This window comes from Endozoicomonas arenosclerae (assembly GCF_001562015.1).
Classification (GTDB): Bacteria; Pseudomonadota; Gammaproteobacteria; order Pseudomonadales; family Endozoicomonadaceae; genus Endozoicomonas_A; species Endozoicomonas_A arenosclerae.
This window is the reverse complement of the sequence record NZ_LASA01000098.1, coordinates 17656-37024: the sequence shown is the minus strand read 5'-3', so window position 1 is coordinate 37024 and position 19369 is coordinate 17656. Positions and strand designations below refer to the sequence as shown.

Sequence of the window (19369 nt, the reverse complement as noted above, 5' to 3'; positions counted from 1 at the left end):
TCTTTAGGACTGTTGATCAAACACTTCTTCCTGGATTCTCTTAATACCAATGTGTCGTACATCGGTACCCTTCACCAGATAGATCACATACTCAGCGAGATTGCGGGCATGGTCGCCAATCCGTTCCAGAGATCTTAATACCCACATGATATTCAAGACCCGGGTAATAGATCTTGGATCTTCCATCATATAAGTGACCAGCTCCCGCGTAGCGCTTTTATATTCACGATCTACCGTTTTATCTTCCTTGGCGACAGCCAGAGCAAGGTCAGCATCAAAACGCGCGAAGGCATTCAGTGCATCCTGAACCATCTGTCGTACATGATTACCAATGTGGCGGGTTTCAATATAACCCTTGGGAGCTTCGCCCTGTTCACTGAGGCTGATGGCAAAGCGCGCAATTTTCGCGGCTTCATCGCCAATCCGTTCCAGGTCAGTGGCAGCTTTGGAACAGGAAATGACCAGACGAAGGTCACTGGCAGCAGGCTGGCGCCTTGCCAGAATTCGAGAGCATTCTTCGTCAATGGCCAGTTCCATATAGTTGATGTCTGTGTCCTTTTCACAAACGACAACAGCTCCCTCGCTATCGGCATTGATCAGTGCATTGATAGCGTCGGATACCTGCTTTTCAACCTGCCCCCCCATGGAGAGGAGGTTGTTTCGTAACTCCTCCAGCTCATGGTTAAATTGTTGGGAAATATGGTGGCTCAATAGTTCGCTTTTGGTATCCATGGGTTTTCCAGGTGCATCAGCCGTAACGGCCGGTAATATAATCTTCAGTTTGTTTTTGTTGGGGGTTAGTGAACAGCGTATCAGTATCACCGAACTCAATCAGCTTACCCATATACATAAAGGCTGTGTAGTCCGAAACACGGGCTGCCTGTTGCATATTGTGAGTAACGATCACAATGGTGAACTTGGATTTGAGCTTGTTAATCAGCTCTTCAATTTTCAAGGTTGAGATAGGGTCCAGGGCTGAAGCAGGTTCGTCCAGCAACAGAACCTCTGGCTCAACAGCAATGGTTCTGGCAATGACCAGACGCTGCTGCTGACCACCGGACATACCCAATGCACTTTCATGCAGACGGTCTTTGACTTCATCCCACAGGGCTGCACTGCGTAATGCCCACTCTACCACTTCATCCAGAACACGCTTCTTGTTAATACCCTGAATACGAAGGCCGTAAGCGACATTCTCATAAATGCTTTTCGGGAAAGGGTTTGGCTTCTGGAATACCATGCCAACGCGGCGACGCAGGTCAGCAACGTTGACCCCTTTCTGATAAATGTTTTGGTCATCCAGTTGAATTTCGCCTTCCACACGGCAGCCTTCAACCAGATCATTCATTCTGTTCATGCTACGCAGAAGAGTCGATTTACCACAGCCTGATGGGCCGATGAACGCGGTGACTCTGCGCTTGGGAATGGTCATAGAGATATCATGGAGAGCCTGCTTCTCACTATAAAACAGGTCAAGACCCTTGATATCCAGGCAGCTCTCTTCCTGCTCCAGATTGAGCTTACGACGGCTGCGTCCCAGACTGTCGAGATTAAATGCCGGTGTGGAGCTGGTCTCTTCAGGAACCGCTCGACTCTGCTCATTCTCTGTCTGGGTGGGTGTATTCAAGTCCAATGCCTCATCAAGCATGATGTTACCTTTAATACGTAATTAAACCTTCCTGGCACTCTAAGGGAAACCATTTTTTTCCGACTCAGGGTTCTTTCTTTATTTCCTGTTGAGTCTTTTTTGCTGATCCAGACTGTTCCTTCATGGAATAGAGCATGGATCAGTGCTGTTACAGCTATGTTTCCCTCAGCCTGCACCGTATTAATCTTAAGCCTCTAGGCTCTTGTATTTTTCACGCAAATGGTTGCGAATCGCGACTGCTGAAAGATTAAGAACAGCAATAACAACTACCAGGAGCAGCGCAGTGGCATAAACCAGAGGTCGGGCTGCTTCAACGTTTGGACTCTGGAAGCCCACGTCATAAATATGGAAGCCAAGGTGCATGAATTTCTGATCCAGATGCAGGAACGGATAGTTTCCATCCAGTGGCAGACTGGGAGCCAGCTTAACCACACCTACCAGCATCAATGGCGCAACTTCACCTGCAGCACGGGCTACTGCCAGAATCAAACCAGTCATCATGGCTGGGCTTGCCATTGGAAGAACTACTTTCCAGAGAGTTTCTGCTTTGGTGGCTCCCAGAGCCAGACTACCTTCACGAACAGAACTTGGAATTCGTGATAAGCCTTCTTCCGTTGCCACGATGACAACGGGCAGGGTCAGCAGGGCAAGAGTGATAGACGCCCAAAGCAGGCCGGGTGTACCGAAAGTGGGTGCAGGCAGTGCTTCCTGGAAGAACACCTGATCAATCTGGCTACCGGCAAAGTAAATGAAGAAGCCCAGGCCGAATACACCGTAAACAATCGAAGGAACACCGGCCAGGTTGTTGACGGCCACTCGAATAGCTCGGGTCAGCCAGCCCTGGTTTGCGTACTCTCTGAGGTAAACCGCAGCAATGACACCAAACGGAGTCACAATGATGGACATCAGAATAACCATCATGACAGTACCAAAGATGGCTGGGAAGACACCGCCTTCCGTGTTCGCTTCTCTGGGATCGTCGGTGATAAATTCGCCAACCTTGTCGAGATAGAAGAGTATCTTCTGGGTCAGGCTCATGGCATTAGGCTTATAAGCCCGAACGATTTTGCCAAAAGACTGTTCAATCTCAGTACCTTCAACGGTCGTAGCCACAAGACTGTCACGGTTGAAAGCAACATAAAGATCGCCCAGCTTGGCTTCCATCACCTTGTACTCAGCCTGAAATACCTTGCGTTGTGCTTCGATATCCGCGAGTTTTTGAGGGGTTGCTGTACCGTTGAGTTCGAGGCCACGCTGCTCCAGGCGAAGGCGCTCCAGCTTGGAGTTTACAGAACCTATTTCGTGTTTTTCGATGGCGTAGATTTCATCATAAATAGACAGGGCTCTATCCAGTCTCTTCTGGAACTCTGGCCAGGCAGCTTCGCCCTCAACAACAATGTTGCCATCCTGTTTGATGCTGTTCAGATAACCGTAGAAGTTACCCCATTCTCTTCGCTCCAGGGCGACAATGTTTTCCGGATAGCGGCGGTTCTCAAGCCACAGGTCAATAACCCAGGCAAAGTCAGAGCCGGAAACGTCACGGTTGCCCACTTTCAGCAGGTCGCGGGTGAGTGTTTCCGTACCTTCGGGCACTGTCAGCCCTGCAGCTTCAAGACGATTTGCTGAAACGGTTTCGGTATCAGAAATCTCACCAGCTACCAGTCTGCGTTCCTGACCGGGAGGCGCATAATCGGCAACCAGAATCTGTCCTGGCCAGAAGTGGCCAAGACCTCGGATGGCAATCAGACCCAGCAAACCAATGACAAGAATGACACTGATAGCCACGGCGCCGGCATTCAGCCAGACCCAGGGGGAGCCAGTGTTGTACCAGTTACTTATTTTTTTACTCATATTCTGGCTCCTTCCTTAAAGCGAACTGTACTTCTTGCGCAGTCGGTGGCGAACCATCTCGGCAGCGGTGTTGACGACAAAGGTGAACAGGAACAGCACCAGGGCTGCAAGGAAGAGAATCCGGTAATGGCTGCTGCCCACTTCGGATTCAGGCATTTCAACCGCGATGTTAGCCGCCAGGGTTCTCATGCCCTCAAAAATATTAGCGTCCATGATCGGGGTGTTGCCGGTTGCCATGAGTACGATCATGGTTTCACCCACAGCACGACCCATACCAATCATCACAGCAGAGAAAATACCCGGACTGGCGGTCAACAGAACAACCCGCATCAGTGTTTGCCAAGGTGTAGCTCCCAGAGCCAGGGAACCATAACTCAAATGCTTGGGCACACTGAAAATGGCATCTTCAGCAATAGAGAATATGGTTGGGATAACGGCAAAGCCCATTGCCAAGCCCACTACCAGGGCATTTCGCTGGTCGTAAGGGATACCCATTTCAGAGGTCAGCCAGGTACGCAGATCGCCATTAAAGAATGTGGCTTCAATCGTACCGTTCAGGCTCATAGCAATGGCACCACTGATCAGCACTACAGGAATCAGCAGGGCTGCTTGCCAGCCATCAGGAATAGCGTGGCGGATTCGACTGGGCAGTGAGTCCCAGGTAAAGGCAAACAGCAATATGCCTATGGGTACTATCATCAGCAGAGCAAATATGCCGGCCAGACTGTTCTCGATTAGAGGTGCAAGCCAGAGACCGGCAAGGAAGCCCAGAATTACCGTAGGCAGCGCTTCCATCAATTCGATCACAGGCTTCACTTTTCGGCGCATGGCAGGAGCCATGAAGTAAGCGGTATAAATAGCACCGGCAATGGCCAGTGGTGTAGCCAGCAACATTGCGTAGAAAGCGGCTTTGAGAGTACCAAAGGCCAGAGGTGTCAGGCTCAGTTTGGGCTCAAAGTCATTGTTGGAAGCGGATGACTGCCAGATGTATTCAGGCTTTTCATAACCCTCATACCAGACTTCACCCCAGAGCGCGGACAATGAGACTTCCGGATGTTCGTTGTCGACATTCCAGAACTCAGTGGAGCCATTACTGCTGACCAGCATATAGTTACTGCGAGGGGAGATAACCAGCTGTTCAATTGGGCCATCACTCAGTTTTTCGGTCAGCAGGGTTCGGTTGGCGGTGGTGTAGAAAATACCAACGTTACCCTTGTCGTCAGCCGCCAGGAACCCCTTTCGACGATGTTCAGGAACAATCTGGGTAATGGGTTCTCCAGCCAGTTCAAACTCACGAACTTTCTGAAGTGACCATTGGTTGTTTTCATCTCTGACCATGAACCACTGGCTGACGATGCCTGTATTGTCACCAATCAACAGAGAGGCGCCGCCCAGCAGAAAAGTCATGGTAGTCACTTTTGCGGAGCTGGTGGTCAAATCTGTTTCAGAGATTATGTGGGGCTGATTGATATTGCGAATATCGATCAGGGTCAGACTGTCTGAACCTGACTGAACATAGAGCCAGTGCTGGTCAGGAGCGATCAGGACATCACGAATACGGCCATCCACTTCAGGCAGGGTAACATTCTCTTCTGCCAGAGTGACTTCTTCCGTCAGGAAGTCTTCTTCCTTGGTAAAGGCCGTCATGTACAGGCGCTTGTCTCCAAAACCGCTGAGCAGAAGCTGGTCTTCACTGTCACTGATGCCCAGACGCGAAACAGGCTGGTTATCACCAATCAGGTCAATGGCTTCTTCACCGTAGGGGTAGGTGACTTTAGGGGTAATCAGCCTTTTATCATCAGGCCAGGTAATACGGTAAGCATGTTTGAAAATGATGACCTGACCATTACTCAGGCCTGCGGCAAGCAGGTTCCCATCGGATGGGTCACTGGTGATGGTAGTGACGGAGCTGCCGGCTGGCAGGGGGAGCGAGTAACGGTACTTTTGCTCTCCGGTTTTGGTGGATGAGAAAGTCAGTGCCCCATCTGCAGTAATGGAGAACGCCAGTTCGGCCTGTTCTTCCATACTTTGATAGAGCGGTAGCTGTTCCTGGGTAATTGTCTGGGTCCAGACGCTGTTCTTTTCTATTTCAGCACTTTTAAATAAAGGTGCAACTTCGTAGAGAAGGTAAATGAAAATCAGCAGAATAGCAGCAATTACACCGAGACCACCTACAGCTACACCCCAACGGGTCAGGTAATCTTTGAGAAAGCGAAGTGACTGATGACGTTTATGAGCCGGGGTGTTGTAATCGACACCAGGGCTGTCTTCTATTATTGGTTGGTACATGGCACTGGTCGCAGAGATTCTTGAGCGTACCTTAAAATGTCTGTGTTACAGAAATATGACAATATTGAAAAAAACGGATGACAGGCAGCCACATATTAGCTTGAATTTGATCTCAGCCCAAAGTGCTTGAAACTATTTTCTGAACTCAGGTATTTCTTTATGGCTGCTTTGGTGTAGTGAGTTGAATAGATGTAGAATTCACAACTCGCTTTTTGATTGAGGTTTGTTAGAATCGCCAATCCTTAAAGTAGATTCCATCAGGAAGCTGTAGTCATGCAATCGAGACTATTCAATTTAATAACAGTGGGTAATCCCTCTCAATCAGTGTTCTCCCAAACTGCTGCTGCCCCTCTGCATCCCCATCATCATTCCCATCATTGATTCCTGACTGCATTTTCAGGGATACCTCTCTGCGCTAATACTTTAGTCTCCTGCTCTGTCTCTGTGTGCAGGAAAAATAAAGCTATTAACTACAATCTTCTTGTACCGCTATAGTCCGTGCTCCATTGTAGAGAGTTACTGGCGGTCAAAACATAAAATACAATTTGGAAATTATATGAACGCAGTGATTCTGGCGGTTGCCGTCATGCTCGCGTTGAGTTTGTTGCGCGTGAATGTTGTGCTGGCGCTGTTTGTGGGTGCTTTGGCCGGGGGCTTGACCGGTGGTCTGGATATTCCTCAGACCCTGGAAGCATTCTCACGGGGGTTGGGTGGCGGTGTCGGTATCGCCATGAGTTATGCAATGTTGGGGGCCTTTGCTGTAGCAATTGCCCGTTCTGGTATTCCTGAATGGATGGCAGGGAAGATTATCCGCAAAGTAAAAAGCGGTGGCGGTTCGCACAATAGTTTGAAACTAAAGTACGGTTTGTTTTTAGCCATTGTACTGATGGCTTTTTCTTCACAAAACCTTGTACCTGTCCATATAGCTTTTATTCCGATTCTGATCCCTCCTTTGCTGTCGGTTTTCAGTGCTATGAAAATTGATCGTCGCCAGGTGGCCTGCCTGCTGACATTTGGCCTAACCGCTACCTATATGCTTCTGCCCATTGGGTTTGGTAGCGTTTATCTGAATCAGATTCTCGGTGGCAACCTTCTGGCCAACGGACTTGATATTGAATTGAGCCAAATGCCATTAGCGATGGCAATACCGGTATTCGGGATGTTTCTGGGTATGCTGGTAGCGGTGTTTTTCAGCTACAGAAAACCCAGAGCTTATCGAGTTGAAGAGACACTTTTGATCCACGAGCAGGACATCAAACTCAGTAAACCGGCCATTATTACATCGTTGATTGCTGTTGTTCTGGTTTTGGTGAGTCAGTTGATGACCGGTTCTATGGTTCTGGGAGCGGCTCTTGGATTTATAACCATGGTTATTGGCCGGGTTGTCTGCTGGCGTGAAGCGGATGAGGTGTTTACTGAAGGTCTTAAAATGATGGCTGCTTTTGGCTTCATCATGATTTCAGCTGCCGGCTTTGCAGAAGTACTTCGCTCTACAGGCGATATTCCGGAACTGGTTAGCCAGGTGCAAATCATTGTGGGCGGCAGTCAGGGAATAGCAGCCATTCTTATGTTGTTGGTGGGGCTGTTGATTACCATGGGGATTGGTTCTTCATTTTCTACGGTACCCATTATTGCCACATTATATGTACCGCTTGGAATGGAGCTTGGTTTTACACCTCTGGCTATTGCTTGTCTTGTGGGTGCAGCTGGTGCTGTGGGTGATGCCGGATCTCCAGTTTCCGAGTCTACTATTGGCCCAACAGCCGGTTTGAATGTGGATGGTCAGCACGATCACATTCGGGACTCTGTCATTCCTACTTTTTTACACTACAACATCCCCATGGTTATCTTTGGCTGGATTGCCGCCATGATTCTTTAATCTCCAAGGGCTGATAGATTAATCTCTCAGCCCTTCCATCCTGCTAAATCGAATCAATTCGTTGAACCAAAATAGAAGCTTTTTGCTGATCTACACTACCCGACACAGAACTTTTCATTTGTCGGGTAAATCACTTTGGAGAGCATCCCATTAAAATGGTTCAGCAAGATCTCTTGCGTGTGTGGGGTTTTTTATTGCGGATTTTGTCCAGCGGATCTTCTCATGTCTCACTGGGCTTTGGGGATGCAAACATTAGCGATCTCGTCATCAAGCTCTTTGAATAACAGCACAATAATGGAGCAATGGCCGAGAGGTTCCCCTGCCAGCCCTACTCATAAAGCCGGTACACCAGAGGCTCATGCACCTGTAGAGAAGAAATCCGCAAAAATTGTCTATACCCGGTTTAATGTCAGGCAGGCTCGGAAAAGTCTGGGTCTTGGTGGAGGGGATGATGATCCACCTGAAGACAACGGACCTTCTACTGAAGAAGAAAAGCGAAAATATATGGCCATGAAGGCCGAACAGCTCCGAATGAAGAGAGAGTTGTTACTGAAACTGTTGGGAAAAGAGGCTATGAGGCGTCTTTTCCAAATAGTGGCAAGGGAGTGCAGTGATGATGGAATGTTGTCACCACTTCTGGTTGCATTTTTGCTTTACGCATCAACCGGCGACTTTGAATATTCGATGGATGAATATCATGTTCAGGAAGAGGCGGATTATATACAGGCCTATCTGGTGACTTTAGGCTTTGTGCAGCATTCAAGCAGGTATACCGCTGTTCTTGATTGGGTTATAAATCAAACAGTGTTGGAGCAGTATACCTATGAGCTGGTTGAGTATTTTAACTTTCAACAGTTTGTGAACTTTCTTCATATGTTGGAGCTGTCTGCAAATCATGAAATTGAAGTCATGATGCCCAGATTAATCCAGGAGCAAGAAGGGGTGACTACTGTGTTATCTGATTCCTTAATGGAGACCTATTCGATTTTTGGCACAGAGAGTGATCACGCTTCCATTCAAACTTCTGTCAGTCATCTGGTTGAGCAGGTTTCGGCAGCAGTCCAACAAGAAGAGGGTGAGTTATCAGAGCACCTATCTTCACATTTAATCAATGTTCTACCGTTTGATCTCAGGTGGCATTTTGCCAGAGAACTCAGGCAAAGGTTGGGGCCAGATCCGAAAAGCCAGAAAAATGGAGATGAATAGTAAAGGTAGGAAAAAACAAAAACGGGGCCAGATGGCCCCGTTCAGATAACTCATGAATCTGTGAATTACAGATCGAGTTCAGACAGATACTTGTCAACAACCTTGGATGGCAGTGGGATGTAACCGTCTTTAACAACCACTTCCTGACCTTGCTGAGACAGGACCATCTTCAGGAATTCAGCTTCCAGAGGAGGCAGTTTCTTGTTGGGCTGTTTGTTAACGTATACGTACAGGAAACGAGCCAGTGGGTAAGTGTTGTTTACCGCGTTAGCTGGAGTAGCTTCAACAAAGTTCTGACCGGCTTTCTTGGCCAGAGGTACAGTGCGTACGCTGGAAGTCTTGTAGCCGATACCGGAGTAGCCGATGCCGTTTACAGAAGCACTGACAGACTGAACTACAGACGCAGAACCAGGCTGTTCGTTAACGTTGTTACGGAAGTCACCTTTACACAGGGCTTTCTTCTTGAAGTAACCGTAGGTGCCGGATACAGAGTTACGTCCGTAAAGCTGGATTGAACGGTTTTTCCAGGCGCCGTCCAGACCGGTGTCACCCCAGGTAGAAATGCTTTTGTCACCACCACACTTGCGAGTGGAAGAGAAGATAGCGTCAACGTCAGCCATGGTCAGACCCTTGATTGGGTTATCCTTGTTGACGAATACAGCCAGAGCATCAATGGCAACAGGTACTGGAGTTGGCTTGTAGCCATGCTTCTTCTCAAAAGCTTCCAGTTCCTTGTCTTTCATTTTGCGGCTCATGGGGCCGATATTGGAAGTCCCTTCAGTCAGAGCAGGTGGTGCAGTAGAAGAACCTGCAGCCTGAATCTGTACATTCACGTTGGGGTATTCACGTTTGAAATCTTCTGCCCACAGGGTCATCAGGTTAGCCAGAGTGTCAGAACCGACACTGGACAGGTTACCGGATACACCACTGGCTTTCTTGTAAGTTGGGATCTCGGCGTCGATCTGGCTGGCAGAAGCGGCCTGGATTCCAGTAGCGAGGGCAATTGTTGTTATTAGAGCTTTAAGCTTCATCCATGTTCTCCTGAAGGGATTCTTTTAGCCTCTTTTAAACAGCTACAGGCATTTGTCTACTGGCGAAAACTATAAGGTGGAAATATGACAATTATATGAACGACACTGTAAGCTGTTTATTCAGATGCCCATAGCCTGTAAAAAGTATCTGCAATCTGCAGCAGAACGGATTTAACGCGGTGCTGTTTGAAGATAGCTTATGATTTGTCTTTACAGGGTGTATCTGTCTTCCCGCTGTCGTTATAATTCGGTGCAACAGCTCTTGAAAAGGTTTCTGGAGAAAGAATCTTTTGCCCTTAAGTTTCCTTTGGAATGATGGAGATTGGTTGGCTTACTCCACAAAAAGCAGCCATAAGCGCATAAAAACAATAATAACGAAGTAACAGGCAGGATAGAGATGACCACCGGCTGGAGAACAATAAAGACAGCAGTCGCCGGTATTGATGGATTAACAGAGAAAGCAGGACGTATTCTTGGCGGGTTTAACCTGTTGCTGGTCGTCAGTGTTTTTCTAGTGGTTCTTCTTCGCTACTGGTTCAATTCCGGTTCCATTGCCCTCCAGGAACTGGCCATGTACTTTCATGCCCTGATCTTTCTGGGGGCTAGCAGCTATACCTTGAAGCAGGGTGGCCATGTCCGTGTAGATGTTTTCTACAACCGCATGAATATAAGACAAAAGGCATGGGTGAACTGTCTGGGAACCCTGTTCCTGTTATTCCCCGTATGTCTGTTCATTGGCTATATGAGCTTTGACTACGTGTCCCGCTCCTGGGCCATTATGGAGACTTCTCCTGATCCCGGAGGTCTTCCTCTGGTCTATCTGTTGAAAACTCTGATTCTGGTGTTTGTGGTCACGATGCTGTTGCAGGGAATTGCAGAGTTTTTCAGGTCAATCCTCATTCTGGCAGGAAAGGAGTCTCCGGAAGATGGCTGAATACATTCCCCTGTTCATGTTTTTGGCGGTATGCCTGGTACTTCTGGCGGGCTACCCTGTTGCTTTTTCATTGGCTGGCACTGCTCTGATATTTGCCGGAGCAGGTGTTCTGACCGGCTTCTTTGATCCTTCTTTCTTGAGTGCTTTGCCCAGCAGATTGTTTGGGATTGTGACCAATCAGACGCTCATTGCGGTGCCCCTTTTCGTATTTATGGGGTGCATGCTTGAAAAGTCCAGAGTGGCCGAGGGGCTTCTGGAGAGCATGGCTCGTCTCTTTGGCCGCATGAGAGGTGGCCTGGGGCTTTCAGTAACCTTGGTAGGCATGTTACTGGCTGCGAGCACCGGTATTGTTGGAGCCACCGTCGTAACCATGGGATTACTGTCTCTGCCCACGATGCTTAAGCGAGGATATTCAACGTCTCTGGCCACAGGAACTATCTGCGCCACCGGAAGCCTTGGACAAATTATTCCTCCGTCCATTGCTCTGGTATTACTGGGGGATGTGTTATCCACAGCGTATCAGCAGGCACAGCTGCAAATGGGAATCTTCTCGCCTAAAACGGTTTCAGTAGGAGACCTGTTTGTCGGGGCGATAATTCCCGGACTGATTCTGGTGGCGGCTTATGCCATCTATCTGATGATTGTGGCATGGAGAAATCCTGCTGCAGCACCTGGCCTGACTAACGAGGATCTTGAGGCCTACGATAAAGGCGATAATGGTTCGCTACTGATGAATCTGTTGCCACCACTCTTACTCATTGGTGCAGTGTTGGGTTCTATTCTGGCCGGTGCCGCTACTCCGACAGAAGCGGCTGGAGTGGGTGCGTTGGGGGCTATTTTACTGGCAGTACTCAAACGTCAGTTGAATGTTAATACCTTGTCCGAAACCCTGAAAAATACGACAAAAGTCACTTGTATGGTATTTTTGATTCTGATCGGGGCTTCGGTGTTTTCGCTGGTGTTCAGAGGATTTGGAGGAGAAGAGTTGATTCATGAACTCTTCACCAGCATGCCAGGAGGCGTATTTACAGCCGTTCTGGTGGTCATGCTGGTCATGTTCCTGCTGGGCTTTATCCTCGATTTTATTGAAATTACTTTTGTGATTGTGCCCATGGTGGGACCGGTTTTGCTGTCCATGGGATTGGATCCGGTTTGGCTGGGGATCATGATTGCCGTCAACTTGCAGACCTCTTTTTTAACGCCGCCGTTTGGGTTTGCACTGTTCTATCTCAGGGGTGTTGCACCACCGGAAGTAAAAACGTCCGACATCTACAAAGGCGTGGTGCCCTTCGTGATTATCCAGCTGCTGCTGTTGTGTGCATTGGCAGTCTGGCCGGAAATGGCCACTTGGCTTCCGGAACAACTTTACGGCTAAGCCGTAATCAGGGCTGGGAGAGATACCCGGCCAGCTCATAAAAACAAGAACAATAAGTGCTGGAGAGCAATATGGAACTGGATAACGATCTCGCTCCCGGACCTCAGGGAGAATTAACGCTTAAGGTGCTGGCGGACTATCAGTCCGTTAATACGACAGGCGATGTATTTGGTGGCTGGGTAGCCATGCAAGTTGATCTGGCGGGAGAAATCATGGCCAGAAAAATTGCCCGAGGTCGTGTGGTCACCGTCAGTATTGGCAGTATGAGCTTTATGCGCCCGGTAAAAGTGGGCGATATTCTTTCACTGTTTACCCGGGTAACAGAAGTGGGCAAAACGTCGATTAGAGTTGTTGTGGAAGCCTGGGTGGAAGATAAACATGGCAGTGCCAAGCTGACTGAAACCAGCATGGTTTTCGTAGCGATTGATCCACAGGGAACCACTCGTCGAATTCAGAGTGCCGAGTATTAAGTCAGGATTTTACCCAGCGGGCGAGTGTTTCTGACATTTTGGCGACGGTAACAGGCTTGTCCATAAAATCGTTCATGCCCGCTGACTTACAGGCAATCTGATCCGATTCCATGGCATTGGCGGTGAAGGCAATAATGGGAATATTGGCATAGTTTTGGCCGGAGGCTCTGATTTTTTCAGTGGCTTCCAGGCCGTCCATCACAGGCATCATGCAGTCCATAAGGATCAGGTCAAAGGATTTTTCAGAGTCCAGAACATCCAGTGCCTCCTGGCCATTTTCAGCCACTTCACAAGTACAACCCAACTTTTCCAGCAGTTTTCTGGCTACCATCTGGTTTACCTGATTGTCTTCTACAACCAGTATGTGGAGGTTATATGCTTCCTGGGCTGACACTGGCTTTCCCTTGCCTGTGGCCTGATTTCTCTATTATCAATATCTGAAGAAAAGCCGAGTTCTTTAGTGTCCAAAGATTACAAACAGGATGTAGTCACAGTGAAACGTTCAGAAATAGCCAGTTCCAGTTGATCTCCCGGCTTTAGTGGCCCCACGCCAGCGGGTGTACCCGTAAGAACAATATCACCAGGCTCCAGAGTGAAATGACGACTGATGTAACTGATCAATCCTGTGATGGAGGTCAGCATATGGGCTGATGTGTCTTCCTGACGGGTTTCCCCATTAATTTTCAAACTGAAGTGAATGTCATCAAGGTTGGGTAAATGTTCCTTGGCAATAAAGCCGGAAACCGGGCAGCTGCCATCAAAGGCCTTGGCTATTTCCCAGGGGAGCCCCTTGGCTTTCAGGCGTGACTGAACATCTCTCAGAGTCAGGTCAAGAGCCAGACCCAATGCCTTGATGGCATCAATACTTTCACCTTCGCTGGCATTCTGAAGACGAGTATCTATCAGGATGGCAATTTCCGTTTCGTGATGAACTTCTCCTCGATCAGTGGGAATAGGAAAAGGCGCTTCCAGGGGAACCAGAGAGGTGGCAGGTTTGATGAACAGGACGGGATCATCGGGCAGCGGATTGTTTAATTCCTGAATGTGCTTTGCGTAGTTGCGACCTACGCAGACTACTTTTCCCGTAGGCAGATCGATACGGTCGCCACTTAGCCAGTGGTGCCTGTACTTCATAAGGCTTCCTTCTTGCTTGTTTTTTCTTGTGTTTTTATTTTGCTCATGGCCTGGGGCATCATCAGTATTTGTCAGCCGGGTACTCCTGCTGAGGCTATCATTCACAGTACAGGCTTTAGTTTCCAGGTTTCCCTGATCACAGGAGCACGCCATGTCCGAAGAACTCCATATCAATATCCAGAATCTGCATGACCTCCTTGAAGGTCAACCTGTGGATGATTGTACTGCAGGTGCTCTCAAGCAAATTACCGATGAACTCCAGCTGGCTCTGGCTCAGGCAGAAGGAGAGATTCCCCTGCAGGATTATAATGAACAACTGGAGCAGGAAGCGATCAAGTTCTCAGAAGAACATCCTGCACTGTCACAGGCTATCAGGCAGATACTGACCACGCTTTCGAGCATTGGTGTCTGAGCCACATCATAACCGCTCTATATCCAAGGTTTAAGCCCTGTAGTGGATAAATACAGGGTTTATCCGTTTAGGGTAAGGGTGTTTCTCTTTTGTATGCTATTATCCCCAGCCCGGTAGGTTATAAAACTAGCTACTATAACTATTCCAGCGCTACAGAGTGACTCCGGTTGTACCCAGCCATGAGCAGGAATTCTTTTCAGGCATCCTTATTGAAAAGAGACGTTGTGGCGAAAAAAGACAACTTTGCCAACTGCGCAGTACGGCAGAATTCGTCATCGAAGTTCATGAGTGCTGCATGGGCAAGACGGCCTTTGGTCAGTGAAATAATCCTTGAAAAGATTGTTCTGCAGCCATGAGCTAAGGAAATTATTTCGTATCCATTCAGGATGAAATAATTTTCACAGTAGATAATAAGACATCTGAGCTATTGTTATGCCTTCTATTTCCCTGGACAAGAGTAAGATCCGATTCCTTCTTCTGGAAGGAGTTCATCAGTCTGCTGTGGAAGTGCTTGAAGCTTCCGGTTATACCAATATTGATTATGTGTCCAAATCCCTGCCAGAAGATGAGCTGAAGCGCCGGATTTCCGAAGCACATTTTGTAGGTATTCGATCCCGAACCCAACTGACCGAAGAGATCTTTGCCGCTGCAGAGAAGCTGATTGCAGTGGGTTGCTTCTGTATCGGTACCAACCAGGTTGAGCTGGGTGCAGCCACCGCACGGGGTATCCCGGTTTTCAATGCGCCTTATTCCAACACCCGCTCTGTAGCTGAACTGGTGTTGGCTGAAGCTATCCTGCTGTTACGCGGTGTCCCTGAAAAGAATGCCGTAGCCCATCGTGGTGGCTGGCAGAAGAGCGCCGCAAATTCCTATGAAATTCGTGGCAAAAAGCTGGGTATTGTTGGCTATGGCAGTATTGGTAGCCAATTGAGTGTTCTGGCTGAGTCTATGGGCATGGACGTTTATTACTACGATGTAGTGACTAAGCTTTCCATTGGTAATGCCAAACAGGTGGGTAATCTCAACGACCTGCTGGCCATGTCTGATGTTGTCAGCCTGCACGTACCTGAAACGCCTGCCACTAAATGGATGTTTGGTGAAGAGCAGTTTGCTGCCATGAAAGAAGGCAGTGTTCTGATCAATGCTTCCCGGGGTACCGTTGTTGATATTCAGTCCCTGGCTTCAGCCATTGAAACCAAAAGACTGCTGGGTGCCGCGATTGATGTATTCCCTGAAGAGCCTCGCTCTAACAATGATGAGTTTATCAGCCCGTTGCGTGGTCTGGATAATGTGATTCTGACACCTCACGTGGGTGGCAGTACTCAGGAAGCTCAGGAAAACATCGGTCGTGAAGTGTCCGAGAAGTTCATTATGTACAGTGATAATGGCACAACATTGTCGTCTGTTAACTTTCCTGAAGTTTCACTGCCAGGCCACCCTGAGAAGCATCGTCTTCTGCATATTCACGAGAATATTCCAGGTGTTCTGGGGGCGATTAACAGGGTGTTCTCTGAGAACGATATCAACATCAGTGGTCAGTTCCTGCAAACCAATGAATCCGTCGGTTATGTAGTGATTGATGTCGATGCGGATCACAGTGAAATTGCACTGGAGAAGCTGAAAGAAATCGAAGGTACTATTCGCTGCCGGATTCTTTACTGATCTTCATTCTGGCCGGATTCAGTCCGGCCAGAACTCTCCTTACTGCATCATCTTTAATGCTTCAATCTCATCAGGCCAGATCGTTTCGTCAATGGTTTCCAATACCATGGGAACACCGTTGAAACGGTCATCTTTCATGATGTATCGGAACACTTCCCAGCCAATTTCTCCCTGCCCCAAGCTGTGATGGCGATCTTTTCTTGAACCCAGTTCACACTTGGAGTCATTCAGGTGCATACCCTTGAGGTACTGGAAGCCCACAGTTTGTTCAAACTCAGAAAAGGTTTTCTCGCAGCTTTCCTGTGTTCTCAAATCATAACCAGCGGCAAAGGTATGGCAGGTATCCAGGCAGACACCTACCCGGCTTTTGTCTTCTACCTGATCAATAATCTCGGATAATTCTTCAAACCGCCAGCCCAGATTACTGCCCTGACCAGCGGTATTTTCGATAACCGCTATCACCCCTTCACTCTGATCCAGAGCCAGGTTGATGGATTCGGAAATTCGAGACAGGCACAGAGATATATCCATTTTTCTCAAATGACTTCCGGGGTGGAAATTCAGTCTGTCCAGGCCAAGTTGCATGCAGCGCTGCAACTCATCCACAAAGGCATCACGAGACTTTTGCAATGCTTCCTGCTCAGGATGTCCCAGATTGATCAGGTAACTGTCATGGGGAAGAATTTGCTGAGGCTTATAGCCGTACTTTTCACACCGTTCCTTGAACAGCTGAATGTTTTTCTCCGTCAGAGGCTTAGCTTTCCACTGCCTCTGATTTTTCGTAAACAATGCAAAAGCGGAGGCGCCAATCTTGTGGGCGTTCAGGGGCGCATTCTCTACACCACCGGCTGCGCTCACGTGAGCGCCAATGAATTTCATTTAGGTCTAAGTCCTTATATGGCCATCAGGAAAACTGATGGAGGATGAGTGCTGAATATCTGAATCAAGCCACCCGCGTCGAATGGAGAACGATTTTACCTCAGGGTGATATTGATAGCAGTCCGTATTGAGTGAACAGGAAACCCCTTTGTGAAAAAACCGTTAGCCCTGATCTTTTTGTTGTTGGCACTGCCTATGACCGTTTTTGCAAAAGCTTTTGTGGAAGGTAAAGACTATACCCGGCTACCCGCCAGCTTTGAAAAATCCAGTGAGCCCACACTGACCGAAGTGTTTTCTGTTTATTGCCACAGTTGCTACCGCTGGGATCAGGAGATGATTGATAGCGTGAAGTCGCAGATGGCGGGAAAAGATGTCGAATTTAAACAAAAGCATATCGCTTATGTGGCTGAGTTTGGCGATCGTGCCAGTGAGGCTCTGGCTATTGTTCAGGGGACTGCTCAGGCTGAGAAAATAAAAGATGCTCTTTTTGAAGCCGTTCAGAAAGACAGTGCCGGCGAGTGGGAAAATGAAAAAGCCTTCTTTGCCACTCTTGAGAAAAGTGGCATGAGTAAGGAAACGTTTCAGAAGGGATTGAAAGACCCTGCTGTGCAGGCTCGCCTGAAAAAGTGGAAAATGTACGAAGAGGCGCTGCCATCTGTGCCCAGTTTTGTAGTTAATGGCCAGTATCTGGTCAATATGAACAGCATTCGTTCCTTTGATCAGTTCTATGCACTGATTGATTACTTACTGACCCTGTAAGCACTATTGAACTCCGTCAGTTTCTTGTAATCTGTCTTACACTCATCTGACGCATACAGTATCTTTATCTGACGGAGTTTGACTTGAGACTCCGACATACTCAGAAGAATATACAGGCTTTTGGAGAAGCACTGTTTTGACGAAACTATCCCATCTCTGGACTGATTTCAGAACCGACCCCCTGGGGGCTATCCGTGACTGGCAAAATGCCAGAACCACCTGGCTGATTATGTTGATCAGCGCAGTTTTTCTGGAGTCCGTAGCTTTTTATTTCCAGTACGTTATGTACCTGGACCCCTGCGAACTATGTGTTTATCAGCGTCTTGCTGTCCTGCTGATTGGGATGGCAGCTTTGATCATGCTGGTGGCTCCAAGGAATAAGCTGGTCAGAGGTGTGGGCTATGTTATCTGGATTGCCGGTGCAGCCTATGGCCTGGACGCATCCATCAAGATGCTGGGCTACTACTCGTCTGAAGACCTGTTTATGACCTGTAAGGCTCTGCCTACGTTCCCATTCGATCTACCCCTGTATGAATGGTGGCCTCAGATGTTCCTGCCTTCCGGCTTTTGTGGACAGGACGGCTGGTTGTTCCTGGGCATGAATATGGCTCACTGGATGACATTCATCTTCAGCGTTTACGTAGCAGCGTATATGCTCTGTCTGGTCAGTCTTTTCAGGAAGTCGAAGTAATCGAATAAGTGCATCTCCGAGCGCCCTGGAGGATATGCTCCAGGCGTTCAACCTTTGCCAGCCCTGCAAACAGGCTTTCAAAGACCTCCAGCTCTGAACGGCAAAACCCTTGGCAGGAAGACGCAGCTGAACAAATAGGGCAGTGGTTTTCATAGAAAATAAAGCCATTATCGGTAGCCTCATAATCAGCCATATAGCCTTCAGCCGATCTCACTTTAACCAGCATCTTCACTTTGCTTTCCAGGTCTCCAAGTGGGTCAATCGCCTCATGATACTGCCTAGCCGTTGATTTTGAGCGATGCTCTATCAACTGATCCAGCCCTTGCTCACCAAATACGTCCTTAATTGATATGAGCATATCGACGGTGAGCTGATCATGACGATCAGGAAAGTGTGATTGTGCCTGCTCTGTCAGTAGCCAGAGTTTTTTTGGACGACCCACCCCCTTACTGACTTCCTCACTGGTAACCAGATCTTGTTTCTCCATGCGTTCCAGATGCTGTCTGGCACCCATGCTGGTGATGTCGAGAGTCTTACCGAGCTCAACAGCTGTTTTTGCACCTTCTGTTTTCAGGAGCTGGAGAATTTTGTCTTGGGCTTTTTCACTTTTCATGACTCCAGTATATGAAGGTATTTCTAATTAGTAAATAAAAAGCTTTACAAACTGTGAGTTGTGTCATAATCTAAATATGTAAACAAAAAACTTTATATATCTGGAGGGAGTTATGAACGCATATCTCGAACACGCCAATATCACAGTCCCCTCAATCGATGAGGCAACTCGTATCCTGGGCGCGGCTTTTCCTGATTTCAGGGTAAGAGGGGGTGGAGAGTTTCGTGGTCGTCGCTGGGTTCACTTTGGCAATGACACCACCTACATGGCTTTGAATGAGTATCCGGAAGGTGAAGCCAAAAGACCGGATTACAGTCACTATGGCGTAAACCATATTGGTTTTGTGGTTCAACAGCTGGATGAATTGGATCAAAGGCTCAAGGAGAAAGGCTATGAACTGCTTCCTGAGTTTCAGGAAGAGGGAGAGTTCCGCAGACGTCATTACTACTCAGACGGCAATGGAATGGAGTGGGAGTTCATTGAATACTCAACCGATGACTCTTCAAAAAGAAATAACTACTAAGCAAGGATTAAGC

General features: G+C 48.1%; 20 protein-coding genes. 11 read left to right on the top strand and 9 right to left on the bottom strand.

Annotated elements, in window-relative coordinates:
- Nucleotides 1-3: 3 nt before the first annotated feature.
- From phoU to WG89_RS15665, 4 genes are all read right to left on the bottom strand, one after another.
- A complete protein-coding gene (gene phoU / locus WG89_RS15680) occupies nucleotides 4-732 on the bottom strand; it encodes a phosphate signaling complex protein PhoU (RefSeq protein WP_062267796.1) in 729 nt (242 codons plus the stop codon).
- Between the two features lie 16 nt (nucleotides 733-748).
- Nucleotides 749-1648 carry a phosphate ABC transporter ATP-binding protein PstB gene (gene pstB / locus WG89_RS15675; protein WP_079253866.1) on the bottom strand — a complete coding sequence of 300 codons (900 nt, stop codon included), beginning with the start codon at nucleotides 1646-1648 and terminating at the stop codon, nucleotides 749-751.
- 186 nt (nucleotides 1649-1834) lie between these two features.
- A complete protein-coding gene (pstA, locus tag WG89_RS15670) occupies nucleotides 1835-3499 on the bottom strand; it encodes a phosphate ABC transporter permease PstA (protein WP_062267794.1) in 1665 nt (554 codons plus the stop codon).
- Nucleotides 3500-3514: 15 nt separating this feature from the next.
- Entirely contained in the window at nucleotides 3515-5788 is a 2274-nt protein-coding gene (locus tag WG89_RS15665; protein ID WP_062267792.1) for an ABC transporter permease subunit, read from the bottom strand.
- Nucleotides 5789-6344: 556 nt separating this feature from the next.
- Between WG89_RS15665 and WG89_RS15660 the strand changes: the two genes are divergently transcribed.
- Together WG89_RS15660 and WG89_RS15655 are read left to right on the top strand one after the other, a co-directional pair.
- On the top strand, nucleotides 6345-7667 hold the full coding sequence (locus WG89_RS15660; RefSeq protein ID WP_062267791.1) for a Na+/H+ antiporter family protein: 1323 nt from the start codon (nucleotides 6345-6347) through the stop codon (nucleotides 7665-7667).
- 243 nt (nucleotides 7668-7910) lie between these two features.
- Nucleotides 7911-8873, top strand: a complete 963-nt coding sequence (locus WG89_RS15655; RefSeq protein ID WP_172806829.1) for a hypothetical protein — start codon at nucleotides 7911-7913, stop codon at nucleotides 8871-8873.
- 65 nt (nucleotides 8874-8938) lie between these two features.
- Here WG89_RS15655 and WG89_RS15650 read toward each other — a convergent pair whose 3' ends face one another.
- Nucleotides 8939-9904 (bottom strand): PstS family phosphate ABC transporter substrate-binding protein, encoded by a 966-nt coding sequence (locus WG89_RS15650; RefSeq protein WP_062267788.1) that lies wholly within the window; start codon nucleotides 9902-9904, stop codon nucleotides 8939-8941.
- A 397-nt stretch (nucleotides 9905-10301) separates the two neighbouring features.
- Between WG89_RS15650 and WG89_RS15645 the strand changes: the two genes are divergently transcribed.
- The 3 genes from WG89_RS15645 to WG89_RS15635 all read left to right on the top strand — a co-directional run bounded on the left by WG89_RS15645 (nucleotide 10302) and on the right by WG89_RS15635 (nucleotide 12683).
- The gene (locus WG89_RS15645) at nucleotides 10302-10838 is read left to right on the top strand and encodes a TRAP transporter small permease subunit (protein ID WP_062267786.1); all 537 of its coding nucleotides are present in this window, start codon (nucleotides 10302-10304) and stop codon (nucleotides 10836-10838) included.
- The gene (locus WG89_RS15640) at nucleotides 10831-12213 is read left to right on the top strand and encodes a TRAP transporter large permease (RefSeq protein WP_062267784.1); all 1383 of its coding nucleotides are present in this window, start codon (nucleotides 10831-10833) and stop codon (nucleotides 12211-12213) included. The genes WG89_RS15645 and WG89_RS15640 overlap by 8 nt, the downstream gene beginning before the upstream one ends.
- A 71-nt stretch (nucleotides 12214-12284) precedes the next feature.
- Nucleotides 12285-12683 carry an acyl-CoA thioesterase gene (locus WG89_RS15635; RefSeq protein ID WP_062267781.1) on the top strand — a complete coding sequence of 133 codons (399 nt, stop codon included), beginning with the start codon at nucleotides 12285-12287 and terminating at the stop codon, nucleotides 12681-12683.
- A 1-nt stretch (nucleotide 12684) separates the two neighbouring features.
- Here WG89_RS15635 and WG89_RS15630 read toward each other — a convergent pair whose 3' ends face one another.
- Nucleotides 12685-13077 carry a response regulator gene (locus WG89_RS15630; RefSeq protein ID WP_062267779.1) on the bottom strand — a complete coding sequence of 131 codons (393 nt, stop codon included), beginning with the start codon at nucleotides 13075-13077 and terminating at the stop codon, nucleotides 12685-12687.
- Nucleotides 13078-13154: 77 nt separating this feature from the next.
- Nucleotides 13155-13817: a fumarylacetoacetate hydrolase family protein gene (locus WG89_RS15625; RefSeq protein ID WP_062267804.1), complete on the bottom strand. Its 663-nt coding sequence runs from the start codon at nucleotides 13815-13817 to the stop codon at nucleotides 13155-13157.
- 151 nt (nucleotides 13818-13968) lie between these two features.
- On the opposite strand from WG89_RS15625, the gene WG89_RS15620 reads away from it, so the two are divergent.
- From WG89_RS15620 to serA, 3 genes are all read left to right on the top strand, one after another.
- Complete coding sequence (locus WG89_RS15620; protein ID WP_062267777.1) at nucleotides 13969-14229, top strand: DUF4404 family protein; 261 nt, start codon at nucleotides 13969-13971, stop codon at nucleotides 14227-14229.
- Nucleotides 14230-14386: 157 nt separating this feature from the next.
- A complete protein-coding gene (locus tag WG89_RS31215) occupies nucleotides 14387-14551 on the top strand; it encodes a hypothetical protein (protein ID WP_172806828.1) in 165 nt (54 codons plus the stop codon).
- A gap of 110 nt (nucleotides 14552-14661) precedes the next feature.
- On the top strand, nucleotides 14662-15891 hold the full coding sequence (gene serA, locus WG89_RS15615) for a phosphoglycerate dehydrogenase (protein ID WP_062267776.1): 1230 nt from the start codon (nucleotides 14662-14664) through the stop codon (nucleotides 15889-15891).
- 39 nt (nucleotides 15892-15930) lie between these two features.
- Here the strand turns inward: serA and nfo are convergent, their stop codons facing one another.
- The gene (gene nfo, locus WG89_RS15610) at nucleotides 15931-16770 is read right to left on the bottom strand and encodes a deoxyribonuclease IV (RefSeq protein ID WP_062267774.1); all 840 of its coding nucleotides are present in this window, start codon (nucleotides 16768-16770) and stop codon (nucleotides 15931-15933) included.
- Between the two features lie 150 nt (nucleotides 16771-16920).
- On the opposite strand from nfo, the gene WG89_RS15605 reads away from it, so the two are divergent.
- On the top strand, nucleotides 16921-17529 hold the full coding sequence (locus WG89_RS15605) for a thioredoxin domain-containing protein (RefSeq protein ID WP_062267772.1): 609 nt from the start codon (nucleotides 16921-16923) through the stop codon (nucleotides 17527-17529).
- Nucleotides 17530-17665: 136 nt separating this feature from the next.
- A complete protein-coding gene (gene dsbB, locus WG89_RS15600; protein WP_062267770.1) occupies nucleotides 17666-18220 on the top strand; it encodes a disulfide bond formation protein DsbB in 555 nt (184 codons plus the stop codon).
- Here the strand turns inward: dsbB and WG89_RS15595 are convergent.
- A complete protein-coding gene (locus WG89_RS15595; protein WP_062267768.1) occupies nucleotides 18204-18833 on the bottom strand; it encodes a helix-turn-helix transcriptional regulator in 630 nt (209 codons plus the stop codon). The genes dsbB and WG89_RS15595 overlap by 17 nt on opposite strands.
- Before the next feature lie 112 nt (nucleotides 18834-18945).
- On the opposite strand from WG89_RS15595, the gene WG89_RS15590 reads away from it, so the two are divergent.
- Nucleotides 18946-19356, top strand: coding sequence for a VOC family protein (locus tag WG89_RS15590; RefSeq protein WP_062267766.1), 411 nt, complete (start codon nucleotides 18946-18948; stop codon nucleotides 19354-19356).
- Nucleotides 19357-19369 lie beyond the last annotated feature (13 nt).

Coding starts and splice junctions, on each gene's coding strand:
- WG89_RS15655 (WP_172806829.1), top strand. CDS start 7,911: ATGCAAACATTAGCGATCTCGTCATCAAGCTCTTTGAATAACAGCACA.
- WG89_RS15640 (WP_062267784.1), top strand. CDS start 10,831: ATGGCTGAATACATTCCCCTGTTCATGTTTTTGGCGGTATGCCTGGTA.
- WG89_RS15590 (WP_062267766.1), top strand. CDS start 18,946: ATGAACGCATATCTCGAACACGCCAATATCACAGTCCCCTCAATCGAT.
- pstA (WP_062267794.1), bottom strand. CDS start 3,499: ATGAGTAAAAAAATAAGTAACTGGTACAACACTGGCTCCCCCTGGGTC.
- WG89_RS15635 (WP_062267781.1), top strand. CDS start 12,285: ATGGAACTGGATAACGATCTCGCTCCCGGACCTCAGGGAGAATTAACG.
- nfo (WP_062267774.1), bottom strand. CDS start 16,770: ATGAAATTCATTGGCGCTCACGTGAGCGCAGCCGGTGGTGTAGAGAAT.
- serA (WP_062267776.1), top strand. CDS start 14,662: ATGCCTTCTATTTCCCTGGACAAGAGTAAGATCCGATTCCTTCTTCTG.
- WG89_RS15665 (WP_062267792.1), bottom strand. CDS start 5,788: ATGTACCAACCAATAATAGAAGACAGCCCTGGTGTCGATTACAACACC.
- WG89_RS15625 (WP_062267804.1), bottom strand. CDS start 13,817: ATGAAGTACAGGCACCACTGGCTAAGTGGCGACCGTATCGATCTGCCT.
- phoU (WP_062267796.1), bottom strand. CDS start 732: ATGGATACCAAAAGCGAACTATTGAGCCACCATATTTCCCAACAATTT.
- WG89_RS15660 (WP_062267791.1), top strand. CDS start 6,345: ATGAACGCAGTGATTCTGGCGGTTGCCGTCATGCTCGCGTTGAGTTTG.
- WG89_RS15650 (WP_062267788.1), bottom strand. CDS start 9,904: ATGAAGCTTAAAGCTCTAATAACAACAATTGCCCTCGCTACTGGAATC.
- WG89_RS15645 (WP_062267786.1), top strand. CDS start 10,302: ATGACCACCGGCTGGAGAACAATAAAGACAGCAGTCGCCGGTATTGAT.
- WG89_RS15620 (WP_062267777.1), top strand. CDS start 13,969: ATGTCCGAAGAACTCCATATCAATATCCAGAATCTGCATGACCTCCTT.
- pstB (WP_079253866.1), bottom strand. CDS start 1,648: ATGCTTGATGAGGCATTGGACTTGAATACACCCACCCAGACAGAGAAT.
- WG89_RS15595 (WP_062267768.1), bottom strand. CDS start 18,833: ATGAAAAGTGAAAAAGCCCAAGACAAAATTCTCCAGCTCCTGAAAACA.